General features: G+C 49.9%; 24 protein-coding genes. 17 read left to right on the forward strand and 7 right to left on the reverse strand.

The features are described from left to right. The first annotated feature begins 45 nt into the window (after window positions 1-45). The 6 genes from C1A10_RS15505 to nrdR all read left to right on the forward strand — a co-directional run bounded on the left by C1A10_RS15505 (window position 46) and on the right by nrdR (window position 6872). Window positions 46-1335, forward strand: coding sequence for an aspartate aminotransferase type Ic (locus C1A10_RS15505; protein ID WP_101911113.1), 1290 nt, complete (start codon window positions 46-48; stop codon window positions 1333-1335). A gap of 169 nt (window positions 1336-1504) precedes the next feature. Next, the gene (gene purB / locus C1A10_RS15510; protein WP_101911114.1) at window positions 1505-2944 is read left to right on the forward strand and encodes an adenylosuccinate lyase; all 1440 of its coding nucleotides are present in this window, start codon (window positions 1505-1507) and stop codon (window positions 2942-2944) included. Between the two features lie 211 nt (window positions 2945-3155). Next, a complete protein-coding gene (locus tag C1A10_RS15515) occupies window positions 3156-4514 on the forward strand; it encodes a preprotein translocase subunit SecD (protein WP_101911115.1) in 1359 nt (452 codons plus the stop codon). Continuing rightward, on the forward strand, window positions 4507-5427 hold the full coding sequence (secF, locus tag C1A10_RS15520) for a protein translocase subunit SecF (protein ID WP_101911116.1): 921 nt from the start codon (window positions 4507-4509) through the stop codon (window positions 5425-5427). The genes C1A10_RS15515 and secF overlap by 8 nt, the downstream gene beginning before the upstream one ends. A 119-nt stretch (window positions 5428-5546) precedes the next feature. Then, on the forward strand, window positions 5547-6335 hold the full coding sequence (locus C1A10_RS15525; RefSeq protein ID WP_101911117.1) for a sugar phosphate isomerase/epimerase family protein: 789 nt from the start codon (window positions 5547-5549) through the stop codon (window positions 6333-6335). A 78-nt stretch (window positions 6336-6413) separates the two neighbouring features. Next, window positions 6414-6872, forward strand: a complete 459-nt coding sequence (gene nrdR, locus C1A10_RS15530) for a transcriptional regulator NrdR (protein WP_101911118.1) — start codon at window positions 6414-6416, stop codon at window positions 6870-6872. On the opposite strand, the gene C1A10_RS15535 is transcribed toward nrdR, so the two are convergent. The 3 genes from C1A10_RS15535 to C1A10_RS15545 form a co-directional block, all read right to left on the reverse strand. Then, entirely contained in the window at window positions 6869-7249 is a 381-nt protein-coding gene (locus tag C1A10_RS15535; protein WP_101911119.1) for a DUF4363 family protein, read from the reverse strand. The genes nrdR and C1A10_RS15535 overlap by 4 nt on opposite strands. Continuing rightward, window positions 7246-7971, reverse strand: coding sequence for a DUF421 domain-containing protein (locus C1A10_RS15540; protein WP_242968952.1), 726 nt, complete (start codon window positions 7969-7971; stop codon window positions 7246-7248). Before C1A10_RS15540 ends, C1A10_RS15535 begins: the two co-directional genes overlap by 4 nt. A 142-nt stretch (window positions 7972-8113) precedes the next feature. Then, entirely contained in the window at window positions 8114-8518 is a 405-nt protein-coding gene (locus C1A10_RS15545) for a DNA-processing protein DprA (protein WP_101911120.1), read from the reverse strand. A 186-nt stretch (window positions 8519-8704) separates the two neighbouring features. On the opposite strand from C1A10_RS15545, the gene spoIVB reads away from it, so the two are divergent. The 5 genes from spoIVB (at window position 8705) to C1A10_RS15570 (ending at window position 13500) form a co-directional block, all read left to right on the forward strand. Beyond that, complete coding sequence (gene spoIVB / locus C1A10_RS15550) at window positions 8705-9913, forward strand: SpoIVB peptidase (protein WP_180951174.1); 1209 nt, start codon at window positions 8705-8707, stop codon at window positions 9911-9913. Between the two features lie 143 nt (window positions 9914-10056). Continuing rightward, a complete protein-coding gene (gene spo0A / locus C1A10_RS15555; protein WP_101911122.1) occupies window positions 10057-10836 on the forward strand; it encodes a sporulation transcription factor Spo0A in 780 nt (259 codons plus the stop codon). 480 nt (window positions 10837-11316) lie between these two features. Further along, window positions 11317-11691 carry a desulfoferrodoxin family protein gene (locus C1A10_RS15560; RefSeq protein ID WP_101911123.1) on the forward strand — a complete coding sequence of 125 codons (375 nt, stop codon included), beginning with the start codon at window positions 11317-11319 and terminating at the stop codon, window positions 11689-11691. Window positions 11692-11819: 128 nt separating this feature from the next. Continuing rightward, window positions 11820-12773 (forward strand): L-lactate dehydrogenase, encoded by a 954-nt coding sequence (locus tag C1A10_RS15565; RefSeq protein WP_101911124.1) that lies wholly within the window; start codon window positions 11820-11822, stop codon window positions 12771-12773. 181 nt (window positions 12774-12954) lie between these two features. Further along, window positions 12955-13500 (forward strand): glutathione peroxidase, encoded by a 546-nt coding sequence (locus C1A10_RS15570; RefSeq protein WP_101911125.1) that lies wholly within the window; start codon window positions 12955-12957, stop codon window positions 13498-13500. 56 nt (window positions 13501-13556) lie between these two features. On the opposite strand, the gene C1A10_RS15575 is transcribed toward C1A10_RS15570, so the two are convergent. The 3 genes from C1A10_RS15575 to C1A10_RS15585 form a co-directional block, all read right to left on the reverse strand. Beyond that, the gene (locus tag C1A10_RS15575) at window positions 13557-16382 is read right to left on the reverse strand and encodes an N-acetylmuramoyl-L-alanine amidase (RefSeq protein ID WP_101911126.1); all 2826 of its coding nucleotides are present in this window, start codon (window positions 16380-16382) and stop codon (window positions 13557-13559) included. Next, the gene (locus tag C1A10_RS15580) at window positions 16379-16594 is read right to left on the reverse strand and encodes a hypothetical protein (RefSeq protein WP_101911127.1); all 216 of its coding nucleotides are present in this window, start codon (window positions 16592-16594) and stop codon (window positions 16379-16381) included. The genes C1A10_RS15575 and C1A10_RS15580 overlap by 4 nt, the downstream gene beginning before the upstream one ends. Before the next feature lie 86 nt (window positions 16595-16680). Beyond that, a complete protein-coding gene (locus C1A10_RS15585) occupies window positions 16681-17802 on the reverse strand; it encodes a hypothetical protein (protein WP_101911128.1) in 1122 nt (373 codons plus the stop codon). 91 nt (window positions 17803-17893) lie between these two features. Here C1A10_RS15585 and C1A10_RS15590 point away from each other — a divergent pair, with 91 nt between their 5' ends. The 6 genes from C1A10_RS15590 (at window position 17894) to era (ending at window position 22529) form a co-directional block, all read left to right on the forward strand. Then, complete coding sequence (locus C1A10_RS15590) at window positions 17894-18190, forward strand: YabP/YqfC family sporulation protein (protein WP_101911129.1); 297 nt, start codon at window positions 17894-17896, stop codon at window positions 18188-18190. 11 nt (window positions 18191-18201) lie between these two features. Then, complete coding sequence (locus tag C1A10_RS15595; protein ID WP_101911130.1) at window positions 18202-19425, forward strand: sporulation protein YqfD; 1224 nt, start codon at window positions 18202-18204, stop codon at window positions 19423-19425. Between the two features lie 184 nt (window positions 19426-19609). Continuing rightward, complete coding sequence (locus C1A10_RS15600; protein ID WP_101911131.1) at window positions 19610-20575, forward strand: PhoH family protein; 966 nt, start codon at window positions 19610-19612, stop codon at window positions 20573-20575. A gap of 40 nt (window positions 20576-20615) precedes the next feature. Beyond that, window positions 20616-21122 (forward strand): rRNA maturation RNase YbeY, encoded by a 507-nt coding sequence (gene ybeY, locus C1A10_RS15605; protein WP_101911132.1) that lies wholly within the window; start codon window positions 20616-20618, stop codon window positions 21120-21122. Beyond that, complete coding sequence (locus tag C1A10_RS15610; protein ID WP_101911133.1) at window positions 21119-21580, forward strand: diacylglycerol kinase family protein; 462 nt, start codon at window positions 21119-21121, stop codon at window positions 21578-21580. The genes ybeY and C1A10_RS15610 overlap by 4 nt, the downstream gene beginning before the upstream one ends. 37 nt (window positions 21581-21617) lie before the next feature. Then, a complete protein-coding gene (gene era, locus C1A10_RS15615) occupies window positions 21618-22529 on the forward strand; it encodes a GTPase Era (RefSeq protein ID WP_101911134.1) in 912 nt (303 codons plus the stop codon). Window positions 22530-22601: 72 nt separating this feature from the next. Here the strand turns inward: era and C1A10_RS15620 are convergent, their stop codons facing one another. After that, the gene (locus C1A10_RS15620) at window positions 22602-24164 is read right to left on the reverse strand and encodes a GGDEF domain-containing protein (RefSeq protein WP_101911135.1); all 1563 of its coding nucleotides are present in this window, start codon (window positions 24162-24164) and stop codon (window positions 22602-22604) included. Between the last annotated feature and the right edge of the window lie 8 nt (window positions 24165-24172).

A 24172-nucleotide genomic window follows, 5' to 3' on the forward strand; every position in this document is an offset into this window, starting at 1 on the left:
TTTCAGCAGACTGGAAACGCACCAAATCATTGGGGGTACAAACCTATGTCACAGTATTCGGAACTATCACACGTTGAACTTGAGCATCTGCACCGCGAACTGATGCGGCGCTATGAAGACTGGAAGGGCAGGGGGCTTTCCCTCGACATGTCCCGCGGAAAACCCGCCGGGGATCAGTTCGATCTGATCAGCGGCATGCTGGATACGCTCGATTCCAAATCTTCCCTCAAATCGGCGGACGGTTCCGATTGCCGCAATTACGGGGATTTTGACGGGATTCCGGAATGTAAGGCGCTTTTCTGTGAAATGCTGGGCGTCAGCTTTGACGAGCTTTTTGTCTGCGGGAATTCCAGCCTTTCCATTATGTACGACGCAATCGGCAAGATGATACTGCACGGCGTGCGCAAAGGCGCTGCGCCGTGGTGCAGGCTGGATAAAGTGAAATTCCTCTGCCCTTCGCCGGGTTATGACCGCCATTTCGCGATTACAGAGCGCTACGGTTTTGAGTTGATTCCGATTGAGATGACTGCGGAAGGCCCCGATATGGACCAGGTGGAACGGCTGGTGGCTTCGGATGAGAGCATTAAGGGAATCTGGTGCGTTCCGAAATATTCCAATCCGCAGGGCATTACTTACTCCGATGAAACAGTCCGCCGCTTCGCGCGCATGAAAACCGCTGCGAAGGACTTCATGATTATGTGGGATAACGCTTATGCCGTTCATGACCTTTATCCCGGCGACCGTGACCAGGTACTTAATATTCTGGACGAATGCAAAAAAGCCGGTGATCCGGACAGAGTCATGATTTTTGCCTCAACCTCCAAGATTTCCTATGCCGGCGCCGGAGTTGCCGCATTTGCGTGTTCTGCGGATAACATGCAGCGGATGAAAAAACTGATGAGCATCCAGACCATCGGATTTGATAAAATCAACATGCTACGGCATGCGCGGTATTTTGGAAATCTTGACGGCATTATGACGCATATGGACCGGCAGGCACAACTGCTCCGTCCGAAATTTAAAACGGTGCTCGACGCATTCGAACGCAGGCTTGCCGGGAAAGGCATTGCCGAATGGGTGAACCCGAAGGGCGGCTATTTCATCTCCCTGGATGTCATGGACGGATGCGCGAAGCGCGTGGTGGGCTTGTGTAAATCCGCGGGCGTTGTGCTCACTTCGGCCGGAGCAACCTTCCCTTATGGGATTGACCCGCGCGACCGGAATATCCGCGTCGCCCCGACCTATCCCACTGTGCCTGAGCTCGAGCAGGCGGTGGCGCTGCTTTGCCTGTGTACCGAACTGGCAGCGGTAGAAAAACTGCTGCTTAAAAAGTAAAGAAAATCTGGGATTTTTTACAAAAAGGGCGGATGATGAGTTTCAATCATCCGCCTTTTGTGCTATACTATATAAATATGCACAGAGCTGTTGGAACATCGTTTCAACGGCCTCGGCGGCTGATTTTTGCAGGACAGGGGAAGCAGCCCCTGCGGAAAGGTTGATTTTGATGAGTGACATGCATGACAGGTATGAAAGCCCGTTTTGCACGCGTTATGCCAGCGAGGAGATGCAGTATGTCTTTTCGGCTGACAACAAATTTAAAACGTGGCGCAGGCTCTGGATTGCGCTCGCCAAGGCGGAGAAACGGCAGGGCCTGCCGATTACGGAAGAGCAGATCGCCCAGATGGAGGCCCATGCCGACGACATCAATTATGATGTGGCGGCCGCGCGGGAAAAGGAATGCCGCCATGATGTGATGAGCCATGTATATGCTTATGGGGTGCAGTGCCCGGACGCGAAAGGGATCATCCATCTGGGTGCCACCAGCTGTTATGTGGGTGACAATACCGATATCATCGTCATGCGGGAAGGCCTGAACATTGTCCGCAGAAAGCTGATCAATGTCCTTTCGCTTCTGGCGGATTTTGCCGTCCGCTATAAGGACATGCCTGCGCTTGCCTATACCCATTTGCAGCCTGCGCAGCTGACCACTGTCGGCAAACGCGCCACATTGTGGCTGAATGAACTGCTGATGGATTTGGAGGAGGCGGAGCACCGTATTGCTTCGCTCAAACTGCTCGGCAGCAAGGGAACAACCGGCACGCAGGCCAGCTTTATGGAACTGTTTGATGGGGACACCGTGAAAATCAAAGCGGTGGAGGAAGATATTGCGAAGGAAATGGGCTTTTCGGCGGTGGTCCCGGTATCCGGACAGACCTATTCCCGCAAGGTCGACAGCTTTGTGGTGAATGTTTTAGCCGGGATCGCGCAGAGCGCCAGCAAGTTCTCCAACGACCTGCGGTTGCTTGCGAACTTCAAGGAAATGGAAGAGCCGTTTGAAAAGCAGCAGATCGGTTCCTCGGCCATGCCGTATAAGCGCAACCCCATGCGGAGCGAGCGGATTACCGCGCTGTCCCGTTACGTCATGGTAAACTCCCTGAATCCGGAATTCACCGCGGCTACCCAGTGGTTTGAACGGACGCTGGATGACAGCGCGAATAAGCGTATTGCGGTTGCGGAGGCGTTCCTCGCCGCCGATGCCATCTTAAAGATCATGCTCAACGTCTGTGACGGCCTTGTGGTTTACCCGAAGATCATCCATCAGCGGGTGATGCGGGAGCTTCCGTTTATGGCGACGGAGGACATCATGATGCAGGCTGTCAAAAAGGGCGGTGACCGGCAGGAACTGCACGAACGCCTGCGCGTCCATTCGATTGCCGCCGCGAAGGTGGTTAAGGAGGAGGGCGGCGAAAATGACCTGATTTCCCGCATCTGCGCAGACCCCGCTTTCGGGTTGGAACGCGGCGAGATCGAAGCCATCCTGGACCCTGTCAGATTTACCGGGCGCAGCAGCCAGCAGGTGGATGAATTTATTCGCGATTTCGTGTCGCCGGTGCTGAACGCAAATCAGGAAATCCTTGGCGAACGGGCCCAGCTTTCCGTTTAAAAAGCCGTATCCGGTAAAAGCAGCCGGAGTCTTGTTCCAGTAAGAAATGGATTGACTTTTTGAGTTGATTCCAATATAATTGTAAAAGTGCCGCATTGGGAAAAACAGTGCGCTTTGGCATAAAGAGAACCATAGTCAACCGCAGGAAACGGTTCGGAAACCTGCGGTTGTTGGCTGTGTTGGCAGATATGGTTGCAAGGAGGACAAACAGATGAAAAAAGTTGGCAAGTCGATGTTTTTTGTCATTCTGGCATTAATCATCGCGCTGACAGCGCTGTCATTCTTCGGACTGTACGCGTCCTACGGAGATGTCACTACGACATACATCAAGGGCGCGGGGGACATCCGCTGGGGAATTGACATCCGGGGAGGCGTTGATGTAACGTTCAGCCCGCCGGAAGGATATGATGCCACCGATGACGAAATGGCCGCGGCTGAATCCATAATCAAGGTGAGGCTGGTTTCCCAGAACATCACGGATTCCGAAGTCTATACCGATTATAACAAGGACAGAATTATTGTCCGTTTCCCGTGGAAAGCGGAGGAAACGAATTTTAACCCTGAAAGCGCCGTGAAGGAGCTGGGCGAAACCGCTCTGCTTACGTTCCGTGAAAATCAGGACGGGCCTACCATTCTGGAAGGCAAACAGGTGGAGTCCGCGACCGCCGTCGTAAACGCTGAGAACGGCGAGTACGCGGTTTCCCTGAAGCTGACCAAGGACGGCGCCGAGGCTTTCTCGGAGGCGACCGGACGCCTGATCGGCCAGCAGATTTCCATCTGGATGGACGAGACAATGATTTCCGCTCCGACTGTTAATTCTCAAATTCCGAACGGCGAAGCGCAGATTACCGGAAGGTTTACCGCAGAAGAGGCGAAATCCCTTGCGGACAAGATTAACGGCGGCGCATTGCCGTTTAAGCTCCAGACAGAGAACTTCAGTTCCCTTTCTCCGACGCTTGGCATCGGTGCGCGCGACGCAATGGTGACGGCAGGAATGATCGCGTTTGTGCTGGTAGCCATTTTCATCATTGTTTTGTACAGAGTCCCCGGAATCGTTGCCTGTATCGCATTGCTTGGACAGATTGCGGGCTCGATTGCCTGTGTTTCCGGATTCTTCCCCAATATTCCTTCGTTTACGCTGACCCTGCCCGGTATCGCGGGTATTATCCTGTCCATCGGTATGGGTGTTGACGCGAACGTAATTACTTCCGAGCGTATCAAGGAAGAACTGCAGGTTGGCAAAACACTTGACGGAGCAATTGATTCCGGTTTCCACAGAACTTTTTCCGCAATCTTTGACGGTAATATCACCATGGTGCTTGTTGCGGCAGTTCTGATGGGCGCGTTCGGACCTCCGGGATCTGTGTTTGCAAGAATGTTCACAGCGATCTTCAGGTGGTTCGGGCCTTCTGCAACGGGCGCAATTTATTCCTTTGGCTTTACGCTGATTGTGGGCGTAATCTTCAACTTCCTGATGGGAGTTACGGCTTCCCGGCTGATGCTGAAATCAATCTCCAAATTTAAGCCGTTCAAGAAAGCGTGGCTGTACGGAGGTGCAAAAAATGATTAATATTGTAGGACGTAAAAAGATCTGGTTTGCTATCTCGTCTACAATTATCATCGTCACCCTGCTGGTTGCGCTGATTTTTGGAGTTGAACTGGATATCGAGTTTCGCGGCGGTTCTCTTGTGACCTATTCCTTTGACGGTGAAATTCAAAAAGCGGATTTCCAGTCTGTGATTGAAAACAACCTCGGACAAAGCATTTCCCTGCAGGAGCAGGAGGATGTGGTAACCGGCAAAGTCAACTATGTTGCTACGCTTTCTTCGAAAGAGGGAATTACACCCGAAAAGCAGGAGGAGATTACAACTGCTCTTCAGCAGAAATATGCGGATCAGAATGTGCAGGTAGTCTCCACGAGCAATGTCGACCCTGCAATCGGGCACGATTTCTTTGTAAAATGTGTGGTGGCAGTTGCTGCTGCGGCTCTGCTGATGATTATCTATATCGCGTTCCGTTTCCGTAAAATCGGCGGCTGGTCCGCGGGTGTGTTTGCGGTTTGCGCTCTGCTGCATGATGTGATGTTTGTATTTGCGGTATTTGTCTTTTTCCGAATCCCGATCAGTCAGAACTTTATTGCGGTAGCTCTGACAATCCTGGGTTATTCGATTAACGCGACGGTTGTCGTCTATGACCGTATCCGTGAAAACAAGCGTCTAATGGGGGCCAAAACTACTCTGAATGAGTTGGTGAATACTTCCATTAACCAATCACTTACCAGATCCATTAATACAACGGTTTCTACTGTGTTGGCACTTGCCGCAGTCTGCGCTGTTGCATTGCTGTCCCATGTAGAGTCCATCATTACTTTTGCGTTCCCAATGCTGGTCGGTATGATTGCAGGTGCGTATTCTTCCATCTGCATTGCGGGCCCGCTGTGGGTGACATGGCAGGATCATAAAGCAGCAAAAAAGGCCAAGTAAAGAAGAGATGCTAATTACTGAGCCGCCGGTAACACCGGCGGCTCAGTTTTAATCAAAAGGGTTCTCGTTGTTTTTTGGGAATCATAAATTATGATCAGTAATCAAAAGGAGTAGAGGCTATGCTGGCAGGGATTTCCACCGCTTGTTTTTATCCGGAACTGACAGAACGGGCGCTTGCCTGCATATCCGAGTTTGGCGCGCAGGCGGCGGAAATTTTTTTTAATGCGCCAAGCGAACTGGAAGACAGCTTTACAAGACAGCTGAAAGCGGTTGCCGACGGCAGCGGAACGCAGATTCTGTCTGTGCACCCGTTTACTTCCGGTCTTGAACCGCTTCTTTTTTTCACAGAGTACCGCCGAAGGACTCTGGACGGGCTGGAACTTTATAAGCGTTATTTTCATGCGGCAAATATGCTCGGCGCCAAAATTTTTGTATTGCATGGCGACCGTCGTGAAGCTACAAAGCCATACCGCCGTTATTTTGAGATGTTTGAGGAGCTGGCGGAGACGGGAAGATCGATGGGTATCACTGTGGCGCAGGAAAATGTCCCGAGGTGCGCCAGCTATTGCCCTGAGTTTTTTACCGCAATGGCAAACGCTCTTCCCGATGCGCGGTTTGTACTTGATACAAAGCAGTGTGTCCGCGCCGGCTATTCGGTTACGCAAATGCTGGATGCAATGGGGGACAGAATTGTTCATCTGCATATCAGTGATCATAATGAGAAGCATGATTGTCTGCCGGTCGGAAAGGGAATTCTGAACCTTGCAGAACTTATTGCAGGTCTGAAGAGGTATAGGTATGACGGCGGCCTTGTTTTGGAAGTCTATCGGGATAATTACGGAGCCTTCAGCGAACTCAAGGACAGTTATCGGTATCTTTTTGAAGCGGTCTACACGGCGGACGCATAGAATTTACCTTGTCATAAGGGAAAAATCATGTTATGATGAAACTCAAGAAAGACTACCGAGATTAAAGGGGAATCATAAATGAAATGCCCGTTTTGTGGTTATGTAGAAAGCAAAGTGATAGACTCCCGTCCGACCGACGAATCTGAACGCATACGCAGACGCCGCGAATGCCTGAAGTGTGAGCGGCGGTTTACGACCTATGAAATTATTGAAACCACGCCTCTTGTCGTAATCAAAAAGGATAAATCAAGGGAGGCGTTCGATTCCGGAAAACTGTTGCGGGGAATGGTACGTGCCTGCGAAAAACGGCCGGTGTCACTTGCCGTGCTGGAAGAAGCGGTTAACGATATCGAGATGAATCTGCAGAATTCACTCGATAAAGAGGTTCCGTCCTATAAAATCGGCGAACTGGCAATGGAAAAGCTGAGGACAATTGACGAGGTGGCTTACGTGCGGTTTGCTTCGGTTTACCGGCAGTTTAAGGATATTGATTCGTTTATGAAAGAGCTGCAGGCGCTTTTGGAGGCGCGCGGTTAGAAAATGTTTTTATATATCGGCATTTGCGATTCGCAGATATGACGGATCAGATGCTGCAGCCGGTCTATTTCCGCGCTTAGTTCGGAATAGTCCTGATAGCGTGCGAGCGCTTTCAGGCGGGCTACGATTCCTGTTGCTGTATCCAGTTCGTCGTGATGGATAAACTGCATCAACGTTTTTTCATTTTCTTCCCAATCTTTTTGAAAGTCACCGACCAGGTCAACGACCTGGTCGGTATTTTGTTGTTCAACAGCCGATGCAATTTGATTCAATGAGGCAGTCAGTTGGTCAGTCACTTTTGTGATTCGGAACAGGCCCCAAATGCAGGCGGTAATAATTGCAGTGCAGATGACGATAGAAAGAAAAAAACGTTTCATTTGCCGCCCTCCTTATTTTTTTGATTCTTTTTTTCCTTCGGGACAATTAAATAATCCGCGCTCCGGTTGCAGGTCATCAGAAAAATCTCCCTGAGCTGATAACCGTTCGCGGCGATTGTCTTGTCAAGCCATTCCCTTTTGAGATTGCAGAAGGACAACCCGCTTTCAATCACCACGCCGTCGCTGATAATTACCACCGGTATGTCATTGTCATTTGGTTTGCCCTGAAGCCCGATCATATCCGCTGTCACATTGCGCGCGTCAAATTTTTGATAGACCGACAGCTGCCCTGTGGTTTCCACAATAGCGAATGCAACCTCCCGAATATCAAAAATATTCTTGCCGCGCAGTTGCTCCATCATGTCGTCAATTGTAAAGCGCAGCTCATGCAGTTCATTCTGATCGATCACTCCGTCTCTGATGATAACACGCGGCGTGCCGGATATAATCCGGCGCGCCGCTTTGTATTTGAGCATAATTGCAGAAACAATTACATCGAAACAAACCAGCGACAGGATCGGGACAATACCGCCAAGCAGGGGCACATTCGTATCCTCAATAGACATGGTTGCTATATTGGAGACGAGTATCGTTACGACCAGTTCTGAAGGCTGGAGCTGCCCAAGCTGATGCTTTCCCATTAATCTTAAGCTGCCAATAATTAACGTATAAACGATTAAAACACGAATAAAAACGATGAGCATATTCGCGAAAACCTCCATTTCGAGCTTCCTTTATTTTAGCCGAAAGCGAAATGGATATTCCCGTCCGTTTTGTGTCAATACTAATCGTTAGGATTGCGGATTGCTGTTGGAACGCGGCCAAAAAAATAACGATACGCAGCCAAAAAGGTTGCGTATCGTTTCAATCAGAGGGAGGATTCAGAGAAATGATCCGGAAAGGTTTGTTTGCCTGAACGCATCGGTTCAACGTATTTGCTGTGCCGCGGGATTTATGATCCCAAAACGCCAAAACAAAGTCGGCATATTCTACGATTTGAGAATTGCGGATTAGTGGGGCAAGACGTCCGTTGACCTGATAGTCGGGATAAAAGATTTTGATGGGCAAACCTAACCGCTTAGCGGCTTCCTCTGCCATCGTGTCAATTCCGGCGGCGCCTCCGCTTACTAATTCGGAGGTTGCCGGAGGAAGATGGGAGATAATTTGTTCAACCGAATATCCGCTTGCCCGGCGTGAACCGACCACTGCAACTTTCAAACGCTTTGCCACCCTTATCAGGTTATTTTTTATAAAAATATGATAACACATTTAAAAAAAATATGCCATAGAAGGCAGTAAAAAAGTACAAGGTCAGATGCTGCGGGCATTTTCGCAGGCTAGTTTTCCATGGCGAAAATGCTTGCAGTTATTCCCCCCGATAATCGCTTTATGCAGTGGAACATTAAAAGCGTGAACTTCATTAAAAATTTTTGTATGTTTAGGGGGACTTATCCGATGAGAAAGCTATGCAGATATATTGTGGGGCCGATTTCCCTTGCAATTGCCGTTATTCAAGGCTTTGCACTTTATACACAGGCAGTTTTGCCAGATCATTATTATGTCGCGGCGGGAGAACTGCTGACGATACATTCTACGGTCCCGATCACACCGCATCCAAGCAATGACAGCCTGCCGCAGGAAGCTTATAATTCGCCCGGGAACAGCTATAACGTCAATCTAAAATTGCCCGGCGGAGTAAATGTCAAGCAGGTGCAGGTGCAGGTTGTTGACAGGGAGATGGTAATTCCCGGCGGCAATCCGTTTGGCATTAAAATGTTTACAGAGGGCGTCATTGTTGTTGGAATGAGCGATATCGCCTCCGGCGGAGTATCGCAAAATCCGGCCAAAGCGGCGGGCATAAAAGTCGGAGATATCATTACTTCCATAAATGGAAAAGCCATGAAGTCCAATGAAGATGTGGGAGAAGTCGTATCATCCTCCGGCGGCCGCGCTGTCAATGTGGAACTTGAACGTGCGGGCATGCAGATGACATGCGCGATTCAGCCTGTCAAAAGTGACGACGGCGTGTATCGTGCCGGCATTTGGGTGCGCGATTCCTCCGCGGGAATTGGCACCATGACTTATTATAACCCGACGACAAACGTATTTGCCGGACTTGGACACGCTATTTGTGACGTCGACACAGGGAATATTATGCCGCTTCATTCCGGAGAAATCGTAGATGTAAAAATTACAGGCGTAAATAAAGGAAAAAGCGGGGCGCCCGGTGAATTAAAAGGAAATTTTCTCGGCCACAAAACAGGAGATCTGCTGATCAATTCGCCGGTTGGCATTTTTGGAATTGGGACAACTCCGCCGCAGCATGCCGAACCGGTTCCGCTCGCACTCAGATATGAGGTTACAGAAGGCCCCGCCACGATCTGGTGTACACTTGATGACGGTGTTACAAGAAACTTTGCGATTCAAATCGAAAATGTCAGTATTGGGGATAAAAATCCGACTAAAAATATGGTGATTCATGTTGTCGATTCAGAACTTTTGGCAAAATGCGGGGGAATTGTTCAGGGTATGAGCGGCAGTCCGATTATTCAAAATGACAAACTAGTAGGTGCTGTAACCCACGTTTTCGTCAACGATCCAACTCGAGGCTATGGAATTTTTGTTGAAAATATGGATAAGATGTCAAAGAATATCGAAAGCTGACAGAAACTCAGTAGAAAATATCTCCAAAGTTAAGTTCAAAAGTTTTCATTATTATCAAAAAAAATTGGTAAAAACAGGTTGTATTTAATTTCAGCAAGTGATAATATAAAATACAGGGAAGCGACAATGGAGGAGAAAGAAGCATGAAAGACCATACAAAAGTGCTGATTGTGGAGGGACCGGGCGATTATTGTGGGAAATGTGCGTCACTGCTGAAAACCTATGGCTTTGAGACCGTTATTGCGCCAAGAGATGGTCTTGCTGTAACCCAGCTGATTGGAGAAACGCTTCCTCAGGTCGTCCTGATGGATGTTTTCATGCCAAGGCTGGATGCAATCGGGGTTATGAATTCAGTAGGGAACATGGGTCTTGCTGTAAAACCCTATTTTATGATTACCTCAACATTCAGTAACGCAATGTTGGAAAATGAACTGATGGCCGCGGGCGCCTGTTACTTTTTCTTAATGCCGTTTGATGTCGAAGTGATGGTAGAGCGTATTGTAAAAATGGCAGGCGCGAGCGGAATGAAGGGGGATGCTGCACGTGAACATATTGTTGGCAGCGAGCCGGATCTTGAATTGATGATTACAGAAATTATTCATCAAATTGGGGTGCCAGCGCACATCAAAGGCTACCATTATGTGCGGGAGTCTATTATGCTGGCAGTTCGGCAGCCGGAAATTATCAATTCTGTTACAAAGCAGCTTTATCCCACTGTTGCAAAAAGATTTGAGACTACTGCGTCTCGGGTAGAGCGTGCGATCCGGCATGCAATAGAAGTGGCATGGGATCGCGGTGATGTTGATACGCTGAACAGTTATTTTGGTTATACGATTCATAATGGGAGAGGCAAGCCTACAAACAGCGAATTTGTGGCAATGATTGCCGATAAATTACGTCTGCGTCTTAAAAATGCAAATTGATTACTGATATAAATTACAATTGGACATGAAACTTTACTCCTTTGCTTTTGCAGTTTTATAAAGCAAAGGAGTTTTTTTCATAAAAGTGCCGCCTAAGACCAAAAAAGTCATTAAGCGGCATCCGTTAGACATTATTGATTTTTGAGACTTCCATCAGCATCTGATTTCATCATTTTTTAACAGTGTCACACATTCTCAGATTTAAAGATACTGTGACCTGCATGATTTATTCTCCAACTTCGGGACATCTCCTTTCAATAGTGTCGATCTTATCATTTCCTTTGCCTGAAAAAATATGACTGTAAATTTATAGGATAATTATATAAAAATAGCCAAATAGCAGTTGTAAAATTCGGCATAATTCATGTTGCAATAAGTATACAAAAATGGTATATTATAAATTAAGGAAACAAGCTTCCTGGTTAATGAAACAGGTTTCTCCTGTTTTAATGAAAATGATAAAGGAAAGAAGGAACAGAAATGACAGAAGTTGCTTTTTATCGATGTGAGTTATGTAAGAACGTAGTTTTCAAGGTTCATAACGGAGGAGGAACGCTTTCCTGTTGCGGGCAGGAGATGACCAAGTTGAATGCAAATTCAACAGATGCCGCGCAGGAAAAACATGTGCCGGAAATCCTCCGGGAAGACGGCAAAATAAAAGTTGCTGTAGGGTCAACTTTACATCCGATGCTGCCCGAACACCATATTGAATGGATTGCGCTGGTTTCCGGTGACAAAGTGGAGTTTCGGTTCCTGAAACCGGGGATTGAACCGAAAGCGGAATTTGATGAGGTGGATTCCGGTACAGTTTACGAATACTGCAACCTCCACGGATTGTGGAAAGCAGATTTTTAAACAGGACGAAGGGAAGAAATCCTATGGGTTTCTTCCCTTTTTAAATAGAGTAAGAATGACATTGAATCATAGGCATAATCATGTTCCAAATGTAGAACACTTGAGGATGTAATCTGGAGGTGTTAACCGTGAAAAATGATAATCGAAAAGTTGCCTTGGTGGGAACCGGGTTTGTTGGTATGAGCTATGCGTATGCCATGCTGAATCAGAATGCCTGCGACGAACTCGTACTGATTGACATTGACCGGAAAAAAGCGGAGGGCGAGGCGATGGACCTCAACCATGGGCTTGCTTTTTCAGGTTCCCATATGAAAATTTATGCCGGCGCTTATGAGGACTGCAAAGACGCCGATATTGTGGCGATTTCGGCTGGTGTCTCCCAGAAGCCGGGGGAATCCCGGTTGGATTTGCTCCAACGCAACACAGAGGTCTTCCGGTCAATCATAGACCCGGTTGTATCTTCGGGATTCCAGGGGGTTTTTTTAATCGCAACCAACCCGGTGGATATTATGGCACATATTACCCAGAAGCTCTCCGGTTTTGACAGAAAACATGTAATTGGGACTGGTACCACTCTGGATACCGCACGCCTGCGGTATATGCTTGGAGAATATTTTCAGGTGGATCCGAGAAATGTGCACGCCTATGTAATGGGTGAGCATGGGGACAGCGAATTTGTGCCCTGGTCGCAGGCACTTATCGCGACAAAACCGGTTTTACAGATTTGCAGAGAAAATGGCGGGAATCAAAATTGTGAGGGCATGGAGCGGATCAGCAAGGATGTGAAAAATGCCGCGCAAAAAATCATTGAAGCGAAAAAGTCCACCTATTACGGCATCGGCATGGCAATGGTTCGCATTACGAAAGCAATCCTTGGGAATGAAAGCAGCGTTCTGACAGTTTCCGCAATGTTGGATGGAGAATACGGGCGTCATGATGTCTATGTGGGGGTTCCCTGCATTGTGAACCGCAACGGCATTGAACGGATTATTTCCCTCTCTCTGACGAAAGAGGAATCGGATCTGTTTAACCATTCGTGTGATCTGTTGCAGCAAACCTATCAGGGCATTCAGTTTGGCTAAACCTTTGCAAATAAAAATAAAGTGGCTGCCCGAGTTTTGCCGGACTCGGCGCAGCCATTTTTATCATAAAAATATGGAATTGTTTTCTGAATTCTATTGACAACAAAACAAAAGGTGCTATAATCTAAGTATACAAAAAAAGTATATTTTAATGACATAGATCAAGAAAGGATGCTGAAAAATGGCTGTTTATGATTTTAAAGTAAAAAATATCAAAGGGAAAGAAGAGGCTCTCTCTGATTACGCCGGGAAACTGCTTCTCATCGTCAACACTGCAAGCAAATGCGGCTTTACGCCGCAATATGACGGCCTGGAAAAGCTTTACCAGGAATATAAAGGCCGGGGGCTGGTAATCCTTGGGTTCCCCTCCAACCAGTTTCTTGCGCAGGACCCAGGCAGTAACGACGAAATCTCCTCCTTCTGCCGGCTGAATTACGGAGTAACCTTCCCGCTTTTCTCAAAAACGGATGTACGCGGTGAAACCGCCGATCCCTTATTTAAATTCCTTTCGGATGCCGCACCCTTCCAGGGCTTCGAACTGGACAAGGAGATGGGCAGGAAAATCCAAAGCGTCGTTAAGGAGCACTATCCTGAAAACCTGGAAGGCAACGGGATCAAGTGGAACTTTACAAAGTTCCTGGTGGGCCGTGACGGTGAGGTAAAGGCAAGATTTGAGCCGACCGTTACGCCGGAAGAGCTCAAACCGATCATTGAAGCTGCTCTTTAATCAATGCAGACAGGAAAGGCACCCACAAATATGCGGGTGCCTTTCCTGTTTTATATTTATTGGAATAACTTTATTACCGCATCGGCCACGGCATTCGCGTATTGCTGCATTGCGAAATCGCTGGCGATTTTCTCGTATTCCGAGGGGTTGCAGAGAAAACCGGATTCTACAAGAACAGACGGGCACGCGGTCATCATGGTAACGCGGTACCATGATTGTTCCGTGAAACGCAGCTTCCGGCCGGTAAGCTCGGAAAGCCCGGCGCCGATCTGGTCCGCGAAATCCTTCGACTGATCATTATAATAAAAGACCTCAATGCCGGCCGCGTTGTTGCCGTCGACGGTTTCGGACAGTGCGTTATGATGGCAGGAGATAAATACATCGGCATCCTGTGCCTGCGTCAGTTCCATGCGGTCGTTAAGCGTCATGGTTTCGTCTTCCTGCGTCAGGGTGACGGTGGCGCCAAGCGCCTCAAGACGGCTTTGCAGCGCGTAAGCGTTGGCAAGGTTGAGCGTTTTTTCCCACGGCCCTTCGTGGTATGGAATACCCGCCGCGCCGGGATCGCTTCCGCCATGCCCGGGGTCAATGACTACGGAAACATTGGACAGCGGCTTCGGGGAATCTGTCTGCAGCTTTGGCTTCTGGCGCAGATAAATCATCATGTCATTGCCCTGAAACTGTACATCCCAGCCGTTCAGTTCTGTGGTTTCCTTGAGGTGGAACGTCAGCGTGACATTGCCGGATTCCTCGTCAATAGAGCTCTCAATGGAATCACACAGCTGACTTTCCAGCCGCGCCGTATTCATGTTTTCGAAACCGGCGATGTGGTAAAGGGTAACCGTCAGCGTGTCGTCTGTCAGAGTGCCTGTAAATGCCGGACGCGACGTTCCCGACAGGACAAGGCGCTCGCCCTTTTCGGCCGCGCTCATAGACATGACGGATACGGTGTTTTCAGCCGTAACGACACCCTCGGAAAGTTCGACCGCGTTTTTCAGCACATATCCGCCGAAAGAAAGCCTATAGTAGCTGCCGACGTTCTCCAGAATATAGTCCGCACAGCCCTGCTTCAGGATGGTGGCGTACAGCCCGTCGTCCGCCGCATTCTGGTTCACCGGAACGACAAAGGTCTTCATTTTGGCGACCGGGACGGCCCCTTCGCCGGCCACATACACTTCACCCGACGACTGCTGGGAGTTGTTCATCCCCGCATAGTTCAGCTGATAGGTGACTGCGCCTACGTTTTTGACCTGTCCGGGGACCGCGACAGAGGAAAGGTCCAGACTTGCCTGATAGGTTGCGGGCAGCCCGTTCTGTGCCTGGGATACCTGTGTCAGCGCCTGCGTCATTCCCGCGACGGTAGCGGTCACTGTCCCGCCGGACGGTGCGGTGCAGGAAAGTTTCAGCGACTGCCCGTAGAGGACGGCTTCCGGGTTGGCAGGGTAGGCGGAGGACTTGACGATGGTGTTGATCGGGGTCGCACCGCCCGGCTGTTCCCGTATAATTGTGGCGGTGTTTGAAACACCGTCCTGTTCAAAGGTATAGGTGTTGGTGCCGTAGGAAACGCGGACCAAAACGCCCCAAAGACCGTTTTCCCCAGTTCTTTCGACCTCCGTACCGTTGTAATACAGGGGTTTATCTGGGTCGGACGTACCTGTAATAAAGTAAGTTTCCCACGAGGAATCAACCGTAAGAGCCTGTTCCGGGCGTGCAATGGAAAATGTCCGGCTGTAGCTTAGGTCGGGCACCGCGGATGAACGCACCTGCGCGAAGGTTGCGGCCAGGGAGTACGCGGCTGTACGCTCCGTTGTATCTAAGGAAGTATAGTGGCTGATAACCGCTCCGGAAGCGCCGGCCTCCCGCTCTAAATAGAGGCTGTCATCAATTTGATGGCTGAAGGCCTGGTCGTCATCCGCCGAATGTAACGAATAAAAGCGGATGGCGCGGGTATCCGACGACTGCGAAGCACACAGCTCTTTCCATGCACTCAGTTCCGAGAAAAAGGTGTCAGACCCCGCTTCGCCTGAGGATGCGGCGACAATAAAATCGACATCCCCTTTTCTGACCGGCAGTTCTGCGAGATTCTCCTTGGCAGACAGTATGGAACCGCTGTTAACCACGATGCCAAGCCGTTGGACATCCTTGTGCTGAATAGCGTCATGGGCGTGAGCGGCAACCTTTGCAACGGATTCGCTGTAGTGCTCTATCGTTTGGTAGGTGCTGTTGTCCACTTCGCTGAGCACCACACCGGCAATGTCATAATTGGAGGTCAGTTCATCGACGACCTTTCCGACCAGTTTCTGCACGCCGGGCTCTTCCGGATTTAAAAAACCGTCCGTGACCCATTCCGGGTTTTTTGCGGCGGGGCTTTTGTCGCTGAGCCCGCTTTCAGCAACCGAAAACGGGTCGATGACTGCGTAAACCTGAATTCCGTATTCTTTGGTGATATCGGTCAGGTAGTTCAGCGGATCAAAAAAGGTGAAAGCACCCTGACTTCCGGTCCAGTAAGCGCTGGATGGAAGGACGGATGAATGGTAAAACGCATCACATTCGGGGACCGCTTCAAAAAAGATGGCGTTATAGCCATATGTATGTGCAAACAGGGCCAGTTCGTCCAGTTCCTCTTTCAGCTCTTTTGCGGGCAGGTTCGGAGAACTGGGGAAATCAATATTGTTTTTTGTGCGCACGCTCAGCGCGCGCAATTCCTCCGCTGCCGCCGGGATCCCCTGCGGGTACGTCTTGATTTCGAGTTTCTCGGAAATTAGGCGGGACACCGCAAATGTGGTGGCGGCAGTTGCAATGATGACTGCAAGCGACAGCAGCAAAGTTTGCAGCGCCGCCAGCAAACTACGGTGCTTCATGGGGCGAACATTCCTTTTATTCATAATTCAAAATCCGACTTTTCATATTTTGGGAGTACATTCGGGCGTTTTGGAACCCTCTTCAGGGGGGCGTAACGATAGTGGCGGCAGGAATCGTAGGGGGAACAGACCCCTTTTTTTTCACACAGCACAGAACGGCCGTCACGTGTAAGGAATCCGAATTTACAGTAGGTGCAGGCCGGAGAAATTTCACTGGAAAACAATCTCTGCTTCATTCGTCTGGTGCCTCCTCAAAGTTTCGGTTTCCATTATACCCTATTTCACCATAGATTTCTATGGATAATAATAGACAAAGACAAAATCAGCGCGGGCGGTATTTTGGCTTTTTGGCATACTTGGCAGTCTTCGGAAGATTCAGCACAAGAATCGCGCACATACAGATAAGGCAAGCGGAACTGATCATCATATTGGGCGCCGCCTGCGGAACGGGCCGCCCGGCGAAAATCATGACCGCCAGTTCTTTTTCCGGCAGCAGGTTCCATCCGAACCAGGCGAGAAGCGCGGTCATCCCGCCGTGAATCAGCCGGGAAAGGCAGTAAGGCGTAAACCGGATCCCGCAGCCGCCCGGGAAACAGGACTGCACCTGAAAGGAGATGCTCAGGGAGGAAAAAGAAACCAGAAACGCGCAGAGCACAAATCCGGCTCTTGTATGAAGCGCGGCGGCGGCTTTGCAGCCGCTGGTGACCTCCATAAGGCCGGTAATCAGCGCGGAGAAGAACGGGCTGTCAAGCTGTGGGAACAGGTATCCAAGGGCCCCGCAGGCCGCGCTCACAAGGCCAAGCGCGTTCAGCAGCGCGGTCAAAGCGGAAAAAGCGGTGATGAATGCGCAGATGCCAAGCATGCCGGACGCGGCTCCCCGGACGGCTTCGACAAAGGCGGCGGAGGAGGACGGGGTCCCTTTGACCGGCGGGACAGGTTCCAGCCTGCGGCGGGATACAAATCCACAGATAATCAGCGCGGAAAGCAGCTGCGCGCCAAGCAGGATCAGTCCCGCGCTAAGGCTGCCGAGCATTGCGGCGCCCACCGCTGAAATTACAAAAGATGGTCCCGCGTTTACGCAGAAACACAGCGAATAAGAAGCGGTTTCGCTGTCAATTTGCCGGTGTTCCAGCATGGCCGCGAGCATTTTGGCCCCGACCGGGAACCCGCCCACAAAACTCATCAGCAGGACGGCGCCAAGCGCCTCGGGCAGCCCCAGCAGTTTCTTTGTCACAGAGGATACCGCATGGCTGAGCCGCTCGCCGGCGCTGGTCGAGGCAATCAGGCCGGCTAAAACCATAAAAGGGAACAGGGACGGAATGACTGTCCCCGCGCAGACCGACAGCCCGGTGCGGACGCCTTCGGCAACTTCCTGTGTCTTCCAGAGCAGTCCTGCGGCAGTGCATACCGCCAGCACAGCCGGAACAGTACCCGTCCTTTTCATGGCGCTTCCTCCGTTACATAAAATGGGGACGACTATAATACTTATGTAACTAGGTGCTGTAAAAATTCATAGGAATAGCGGAGGGGTTTCGATGCGTAAAAAGCGTAAGGTGCAGGAACGGAAAATATCGGTTCCCGGACTGATTGCACGGTCTTTGGAACTGCCGGTGGATGTGCTGGAAGGGCTTCCTGAAATCGAGCTTTTAGGGAATCAGGAAGCTGTGATTGAGCATTGCCAGAGCGTGCTCGAATATAACGACCAGGTCGTGCGGATCAGGGCCGGGAGGCTGACCCTGAAATTTACCGGACGGGGGCTTCGCCTGCGGACAATGACCGGTGACAGCATTGTTGTGGAAGGATTTTTCACATCAGTGGAATTTGCAGGGTAGGGGGAAACAACATGTTTATCGTCATCTTCCTTCGCTGGCTGCGCGGCTCGGTCAGGTTTCGCGCGGAGTTCGGCTCCGTGGAGAGGCTGATCAGCCTCTGCGCGAAAAATGGCGTCCCGCTTTGGAACTGCCGCAGGACCGACTATGTTTTTACCGGCTATACGACCGTATTCGGATATCACAGGATGCATCGGCTGGCCCGGAAAGCAGGCGTACGCACCCGCGTCACAGAGCGTCAGGGCGCACCGTTTTTAGTTCACCGATACCGTAAACGCGTGGGAATTTTGATCGGCGCATTACTGTGCGCCGCCTTTTTGATAATTATGCAGCAGTTTATCCTGGTAATCGAAGTGCAGGGATGCAAAAACCTGGAACCGCAGCAGATGGTTAACGCGCTGCAGGAACTTGGAGTGACACGGGGAACATGGAAGCGTTCGGTGAACCCTTTGGAGGTAAAACGTCAGCTGTTATTAATGGTAAAGGAGCTTTCCTGGGCAACCCTGAATCTTCACGGCAATACCGCAACTTTGATTGTGCGGGAACGCACAATGCCCCCGCCAAAGATTGATACCGGGGTTCCGGCCAATGTCGTGGCGTCGCGGGATGGACAGATCAAGCGCCTGGAAGTGCGCGACGGAATCGCGGTACGCCGCGAGGGCGATACGGTGCGCGCAGGGGAACTGATTGTCAGCGGGGTATTTGAGGACCGGTGGGGAAGCACCCATTTTGTGCGGGCAAACGCGCAGGCAATCGCGCACGCACCGGAGACGATCACCATTGAAATCCCTCTGGTACAGCAGTCCTGCTGTCTTACCGGAAAGGTGGTGAAACGCAGCTATCTGGAAGCGTTCGGTGTAAAGCTTCCGCTGTTCCTTTACAGCAAGCTGGAAGGAAATTATAAGCTGGAAAGCAGGACACAGGCCCCGGCGCTGTTTGGCTTTGAACTGCCGTTTGAAGTTACCAGCGAAAATTACATATTTTATGAGAAAGAAGAATATACGCTGCGCGAAGAATCCGCCCTGCAAATCGCAAAGCGAAAACTGGATGCCCAGGAACGGAAGAATCCGCATGAGAAAGTCCTCAGCAGGTCGGTAGACGCGGTTTGCGAAGACGGAAAACTGGTGTTAAAGGCAAATTATTTGATCGAAGAAGACATTGCGAAACAAGTGGAAATTCCCATAATTGACCGTGCCCGGGGCGAAGATTCCAAAGAAGAACGGGAAAGTGGGTACTAAACAGAATGCAACTATCAATATTTCACAAAATTGAGAAAAAAATATGTGAAAACTGTTGTGCTTTACAAAAAATGTGCTATACTAAACATATACAAAGAAAAAGGATTTTTTATAGTGTTTTCGCGGTTGCTGAATAGAGGGGGATATCGGAGCGGGACACTTATAAAAGGATGGATTTTTGCGAATGATTGAACAACTTGTCAATATTGACCGCATGGAACACGCACTTGCTTTGTTTGGCAGCTTTGATGAGAACGTCCGGCTGATTGAACAGCAATATAATGTGACAGTTACCTGCCGCGGTACGGAGATCAAGGTTTTTGGCGATGAAGAGGGCGTGTCTTTTGCAGTGAGGGCCATTACAGGGCTGCTTTCCCTGATCAACAAGGGGGAAGCGATCACCGACCAGAATGTCCGCTATGTCATGACAATGGTGGAGGAAGGCGCGGAGGACAAGGTTGCTTCGCTTTCTGACGACGTTATCTGTATCACTACCACCGGAAAGCCGGTGAAGGCGAAAACACTGGGACAGAAAAAATACATTCAGGCGATCCGCGACAGTACCATTTCGATCGGTGTCGGCCCCGCCGGAACGGGCAAAACCTATCTTGCGGTTGCAATGGCGGTGAGGGCGTTCCGGGCGCACGAGGTCAACCGGATCATCCTGACCCGCCCCGCTGTGGAGGCCGGCGAAAAGCTGGGTTTTTTACCGGGTGACCTTCAAAACAAGGTGGACCCTTATCTGCGCCCGCTTTACGACGCGCTGTTTGACATGCTGGGCAGTGAAAATTTTGCCAAATATGTTGAGCGCCAGAACATAGAAGTTGCCCCGCTCGCCTATATGAGAGGCAGGACGCTGGATGACAGTTTTATTATTTTAGACGAGGCGCAGAACACAACGCACGAACAGATGAAGATGTTTCTGACAAGGCTGGGATTTAATTCCAAAGCGATTATTACCGGCGATGTGACACAGATCGACCTGCCGGATCCCAAACGTTCCGGCCTGCTGGAAGCGGTAAAAGTGCTGAAAAACGTGGATGATATTTCGATCATCCATTTCACGGAAAAAGATGTGGTGCGGCACCGTTTGGTTCAGGAAATTATCAAAGCCTATGAGAAATATTACAATAATAGTCCCCGTAATTAATCAAAGTTTTGATTGAAAATAATAGGAGGCAATCATACAAATGGCAGAAAGTGTGAAAGTATTAATTTCAAACCGACAAAAGGAAGTCAAAATCCCCAGCGGGATCCGTCTGTTGATCAGGCGCTGCTGCCATGCTGTGCTGAATGCAGAAGACTTCAACGACAGCGCTGAGGTAAGCGTCAGCTTTGTAACCAACGAGCAGATACGGCAGCTGAACGCGGAGTTTCGCGGAAAAGACATGCCCACCGATGTGCTGTCGTTTCCGCTGGGAGAAAACGGCGTTTATGACCGCAATATGGAAACCGGCGCTCTGATGCTTGGAGACATTGTGATTTCTATTGAAAAGGCAGTGGAGCAGGCGAAAATTTACGGCCATACCCTGCAGCGGGAAATCGGCTTTTTGACCGTGCATTCGATGCTGCACCTGCTGGGCTATGACCATGAAGCGGGCGGAATTGAGCAGGTCCGTATGCGTGAAAAGGAAGAGAGTGTGCTGACCAGCCTGGGTCTTCGCCGGGACGCCAGTTATGTGTTGGATGTGGAATGAAAAAGAGACTGCGCAGCTTTGCTGACAGCTTTCGCTGGGCAGGGCAGGGAATTCTGCTTTGTATCCGCAACGAGCGGAATTTCAGAATACACCTGGTCATGGCGTTTTACGTAGTCGTACTGGCTGCGTTGCTGAAACTGGACGGGCTCCATTTTGCGGCGCTTTCCATTACGATCGGAAACGTTCTTGTCACGGAGTTGCTGAATACCGCTATTGAAGCGGTTGTTGATCTGGCTTCCCCACAAAAACATCCGCTTGCCAAAACAGCGAAAGATGTTGCGGCAGGCGCTGTTTTGATTTCCGCCATTGTCAGTGTGTCTGTGGGGATTTTTTTGCTGTGGCAGCCGGAAAAGCTGCTGGCACTTGCGGGCGGATTTCTGGCCTCTCCGTTTTTAATCATTCTGCTGGCAGTTTCCGCCGCGCTGTCACTTTGGTTTATATTCGGATTGGAAAAATAGAATGCATTTAAATTGTTCAAAATCATAAGGAGACCATATGAATTTAGAAAAACCCGATTATGGCACAAAGTCAGCATTTATCGCAATTGTGGGCCGTCCGAATGTGGGGAAATCCAGCCTGCTGAACGCGCTGCTGGGGGAAAAGATCGCAATTGTGTCCAATAAGCCCCAGACCACGAGGACCCGGATTACCGGTGTGCTGACCCGCGGCGAAACCCAGCTTGTATTTATTGACACGCCGGGCCTTCATAAACCGCGAACAAAACTGTCTGAGTATATGGTGAAGCAGGTGACCGACAGCGTCGCCGATGTGGACGCGGCGATTCTTGTCGTTGAGCCGGAGGGGGAAATCCGCAAAGCGGAGCAGGAATTGCTGGCGTCGTTTCGCGCGCAGGGGATTCCGGCAATTCTGGCGATCAATAAGATTGATACGCTTGACGCGAAGGAAAAGCTCATGGCACAGATCCTTTTGTATACGCAGGCGTTTGATTTTGACGCAGTTGTGCCCATTTCCGCGCTGAAAGGCGACGGCGTCCGCGACCTCCTCGAAGAACTCGAGAAATTTGCCGAACCGTCCCCGTTCTTTTTTGATGCCGATACGCTTACCGACCAGCCTGAACGCGTGATCGTTGCGGAAATCGTGCGTGAAAAACTGCTGCGCTCGCTTTATGATGAAATTCCTCATGGAACCGCGGTGGCCGTAGAACGGATGAAGGAGCGGGAAGGGCAGGATATTCTGGATATCGAAGTGCAGATTTACTGTGAACGCGAATCGCATAAAGGCATGATCATCGGCAAAGGCGGAGAAATGCTGAAAAAAATCGGCACACAGTCCCGTCAGGATATAGAGCGGTTTTTGAACTGCAAGGTGAACCTGCAATGCTGGGTCAAGGTGCGGGAAGACTGGCGCAACCGCGAAAATATTATCAAATCATTTGGCTATAATTAATTCTTGAGCACAAAAAACTCCTCCGGCATGATGATCATGCAGAGGAGTTTTTCAATGCAGTGCAAACACTTGTTAATATTTTTTTGATCCGATCCCGCAGCGAAGCACGTTTTCCTCTTCAACCTTTTCGCAATAAGCCGCAAACTGGTTTTTGCCATGGTTTTTAGCAAAATAAAGTGCAATATCCGCCTTGTCGAACAGTTCGGGATAGTTATCCGCATCTTTGGGATAAAACGCGACCCCGATGCTGCCGGTCATTTGATAGTTCACATTCGTCTGCGCAAATGCGTGGCGGAAAATTTCGGTGATGTTGCCCGCCTTTTTATAGACAGTGTTCTCATCTGAAATTTGTTCCAGAAATACGACGAATTCATCCCCGCCGATTCTCCCGATTACGTCGCTGCTTCTGAACAGGGATTTGACGGCATAAGCAATTTCTTTCAGCGCCGCATCCCCGTAAAGATGCCCTAACGTGTCGTTGACCCGTTTGAAATTATCGATATCAATGATAAACAGCGCGGCAGGCGCCTTTTTCTGTTCTATGTAAGCCCGGATGCGGCTTTCCGTAGCGCCCTTGTTATACAGTCCTGTCAGCGAATCTTTTTGGGCATATTCCTTGGCGGTCTGCAGAACCTGCCGCTGCGCGTCAATATCGGACAGGATGCCGACCGCCTTATAGGCTTTTCCGTCCTGGTCAAGGATAGCGGTAGCGGACACGGAGCACCACAGGAAACTGCCGTCCGCTTTTTTTACGCGAAACTCGCCTGTAGCAAACTTTTCCCCGTTTATCAGTTGACGGCCGATCTTTCGGAAAGACTCCAGATCGCCTTTGAAAATATTGTCGTGCTGCTCGATGCATTCCGGAAAGTTGGAGGTGCTGGGCTCGTACCCGAACTTTTTATAAAAATTTTTAGAGAAATAAGCGGTATTTTCGAGGATATTCCACTCAAAAACAGTGTCCTGCGTCTGATCGAGCACGATTTCATAGAGACGCTGGTTGACCATCATCTGTTCCTGCGTTTCTTTCATCGGCGTAATATCTGTGAAGGTACAGTAAAAGCTCTTTTCCCCCGTGGCGTCTTCAACCAGTTCCGTATTCAGCCATACCCACTTGATAGTCCCGTCTGCGCAGATTACCCGGTATTCATCCGCCAAAACGGAACCGAACGTCAAAAGGAACGAACGGTTCGCAGATATTTTTCTGTAATCGTCGGGATGGATGATCGAAATCGCCTGATCATGGTAAATTTCGGAGAACTCCTGCTTGGTGCAGCCTAAAAACCGGAAAAAACCTGTGTTTGCGAAGAGCACAGTCCAGCGGTCATCGTTTTTGCAGCGCAGCACCCCGCCGGGCAGCGTATCGTAAAGTGCCGACAGTGCTTTCCGCAGATTCTGCAGTTTCAGGCGGTTTCTGCGCTGCCACACCAGCAGGGTAACCATGATCAATATCAACACGCTGGGCACCACCATGATCAGATAAACGGATTTACGGAAAACAGAAATGGCATAGGCAATATCGTTTTCTGCAGCAGATTCCAGCTTCCACATAAAGAGAACCGTGGCGAAAGCCATAGCAGCCGGGATAGAGAGAGCCACTATGATAGTTTGAAAAAAAACTCTGTTTTTCTTTTTCATTCACGGCA

It is taken from the genome of Marasmitruncus massiliensis, assembly GCF_900186535.1.
In the GTDB taxonomy this organism is placed as follows: Bacteria; Bacillota; Clostridia; order Oscillospirales; family Ruminococcaceae; genus Anaerotruncus; species Anaerotruncus massiliensis_A.

Bases quoted from the DNA above. Each gene is read 5' to 3' on its own strand.
- C1A10_RS15505 (WP_101911113.1), top strand. From the start codon at position 46: ATGTCACAGTATTCGGAACTATCACACGTTGAACTTGAGCATCTGCAC.
- purB (WP_101911114.1), top strand. From the start codon at position 1,505: ATGAGTGACATGCATGACAGGTATGAAAGCCCGTTTTGCACGCGTTAT.
- C1A10_RS15515 (WP_101911115.1), top strand. From the start codon at position 3,156: ATGAAAAAAGTTGGCAAGTCGATGTTTTTTGTCATTCTGGCATTAATC.
- secF (WP_101911116.1), top strand. From the start codon at position 4,507: ATGATTAATATTGTAGGACGTAAAAAGATCTGGTTTGCTATCTCGTCT.
- C1A10_RS15525 (WP_101911117.1), top strand. From the start codon at position 5,547: ATGCTGGCAGGGATTTCCACCGCTTGTTTTTATCCGGAACTGACAGAA.
- nrdR (WP_101911118.1), top strand. From the start codon at position 6,414: ATGAAATGCCCGTTTTGTGGTTATGTAGAAAGCAAAGTGATAGACTCC.
- C1A10_RS15535 (WP_101911119.1), bottom strand. From the start codon at position 7,249: ATGAAACGTTTTTTTCTTTCTATCGTCATCTGCACTGCAATTATTACC.
- C1A10_RS15540 (WP_242968952.1), bottom strand. From the start codon at position 7,971: ATGGAGGTTTTCGCGAATATGCTCATCGTTTTTATTCGTGTTTTAATC.
- C1A10_RS15545 (WP_101911120.1), bottom strand. From the start codon at position 8,518: ATGTGTTATCATATTTTTATAAAAAATAACCTGATAAGGGTGGCAAAG.
- spoIVB (WP_180951174.1), top strand. From the start codon at position 8,705: ATGAGAAAGCTATGCAGATATATTGTGGGGCCGATTTCCCTTGCAATT.
- spo0A (WP_101911122.1), top strand. From the start codon at position 10,057: ATGAAAGACCATACAAAAGTGCTGATTGTGGAGGGACCGGGCGATTAT.
- C1A10_RS15560 (WP_101911123.1), top strand. From the start codon at position 11,317: ATGACAGAAGTTGCTTTTTATCGATGTGAGTTATGTAAGAACGTAGTT.
- C1A10_RS15570 (WP_101911125.1), top strand. From the start codon at position 12,955: ATGGCTGTTTATGATTTTAAAGTAAAAAATATCAAAGGGAAAGAAGAG.
- C1A10_RS15575 (WP_101911126.1), bottom strand. From the start codon at position 16,382: ATGAATAAAAGGAATGTTCGCCCCATGAAGCACCGTAGTTTGCTGGCG.
- C1A10_RS15580 (WP_101911127.1), bottom strand. From the start codon at position 16,594: ATGAAGCAGAGATTGTTTTCCAGTGAAATTTCTCCGGCCTGCACCTAC.
- C1A10_RS15585 (WP_101911128.1), bottom strand. From the start codon at position 17,802: ATGAAAAGGACGGGTACTGTTCCGGCTGTGCTGGCGGTATGCACTGCC.
- C1A10_RS15590 (WP_101911129.1), top strand. From the start codon at position 17,894: ATGCGTAAAAAGCGTAAGGTGCAGGAACGGAAAATATCGGTTCCCGGA.
- C1A10_RS15595 (WP_101911130.1), top strand. From the start codon at position 18,202: ATGTTTATCGTCATCTTCCTTCGCTGGCTGCGCGGCTCGGTCAGGTTT.
- C1A10_RS15600 (WP_101911131.1), top strand. From the start codon at position 19,610: ATGATTGAACAACTTGTCAATATTGACCGCATGGAACACGCACTTGCT.
- ybeY (WP_101911132.1), top strand. From the start codon at position 20,616: ATGGCAGAAAGTGTGAAAGTATTAATTTCAAACCGACAAAAGGAAGTC.
- C1A10_RS15610 (WP_101911133.1), top strand. From the start codon at position 21,119: ATGAAAAAGAGACTGCGCAGCTTTGCTGACAGCTTTCGCTGGGCAGGG.
- era (WP_101911134.1), top strand. From the start codon at position 21,618: ATGAATTTAGAAAAACCCGATTATGGCACAAAGTCAGCATTTATCGCA.
- C1A10_RS15620 (WP_101911135.1), bottom strand. From the start codon at position 24,164: ATGAAAAAGAAAAACAGAGTTTTTTTTCAAACTATCATAGTGGCTCTC.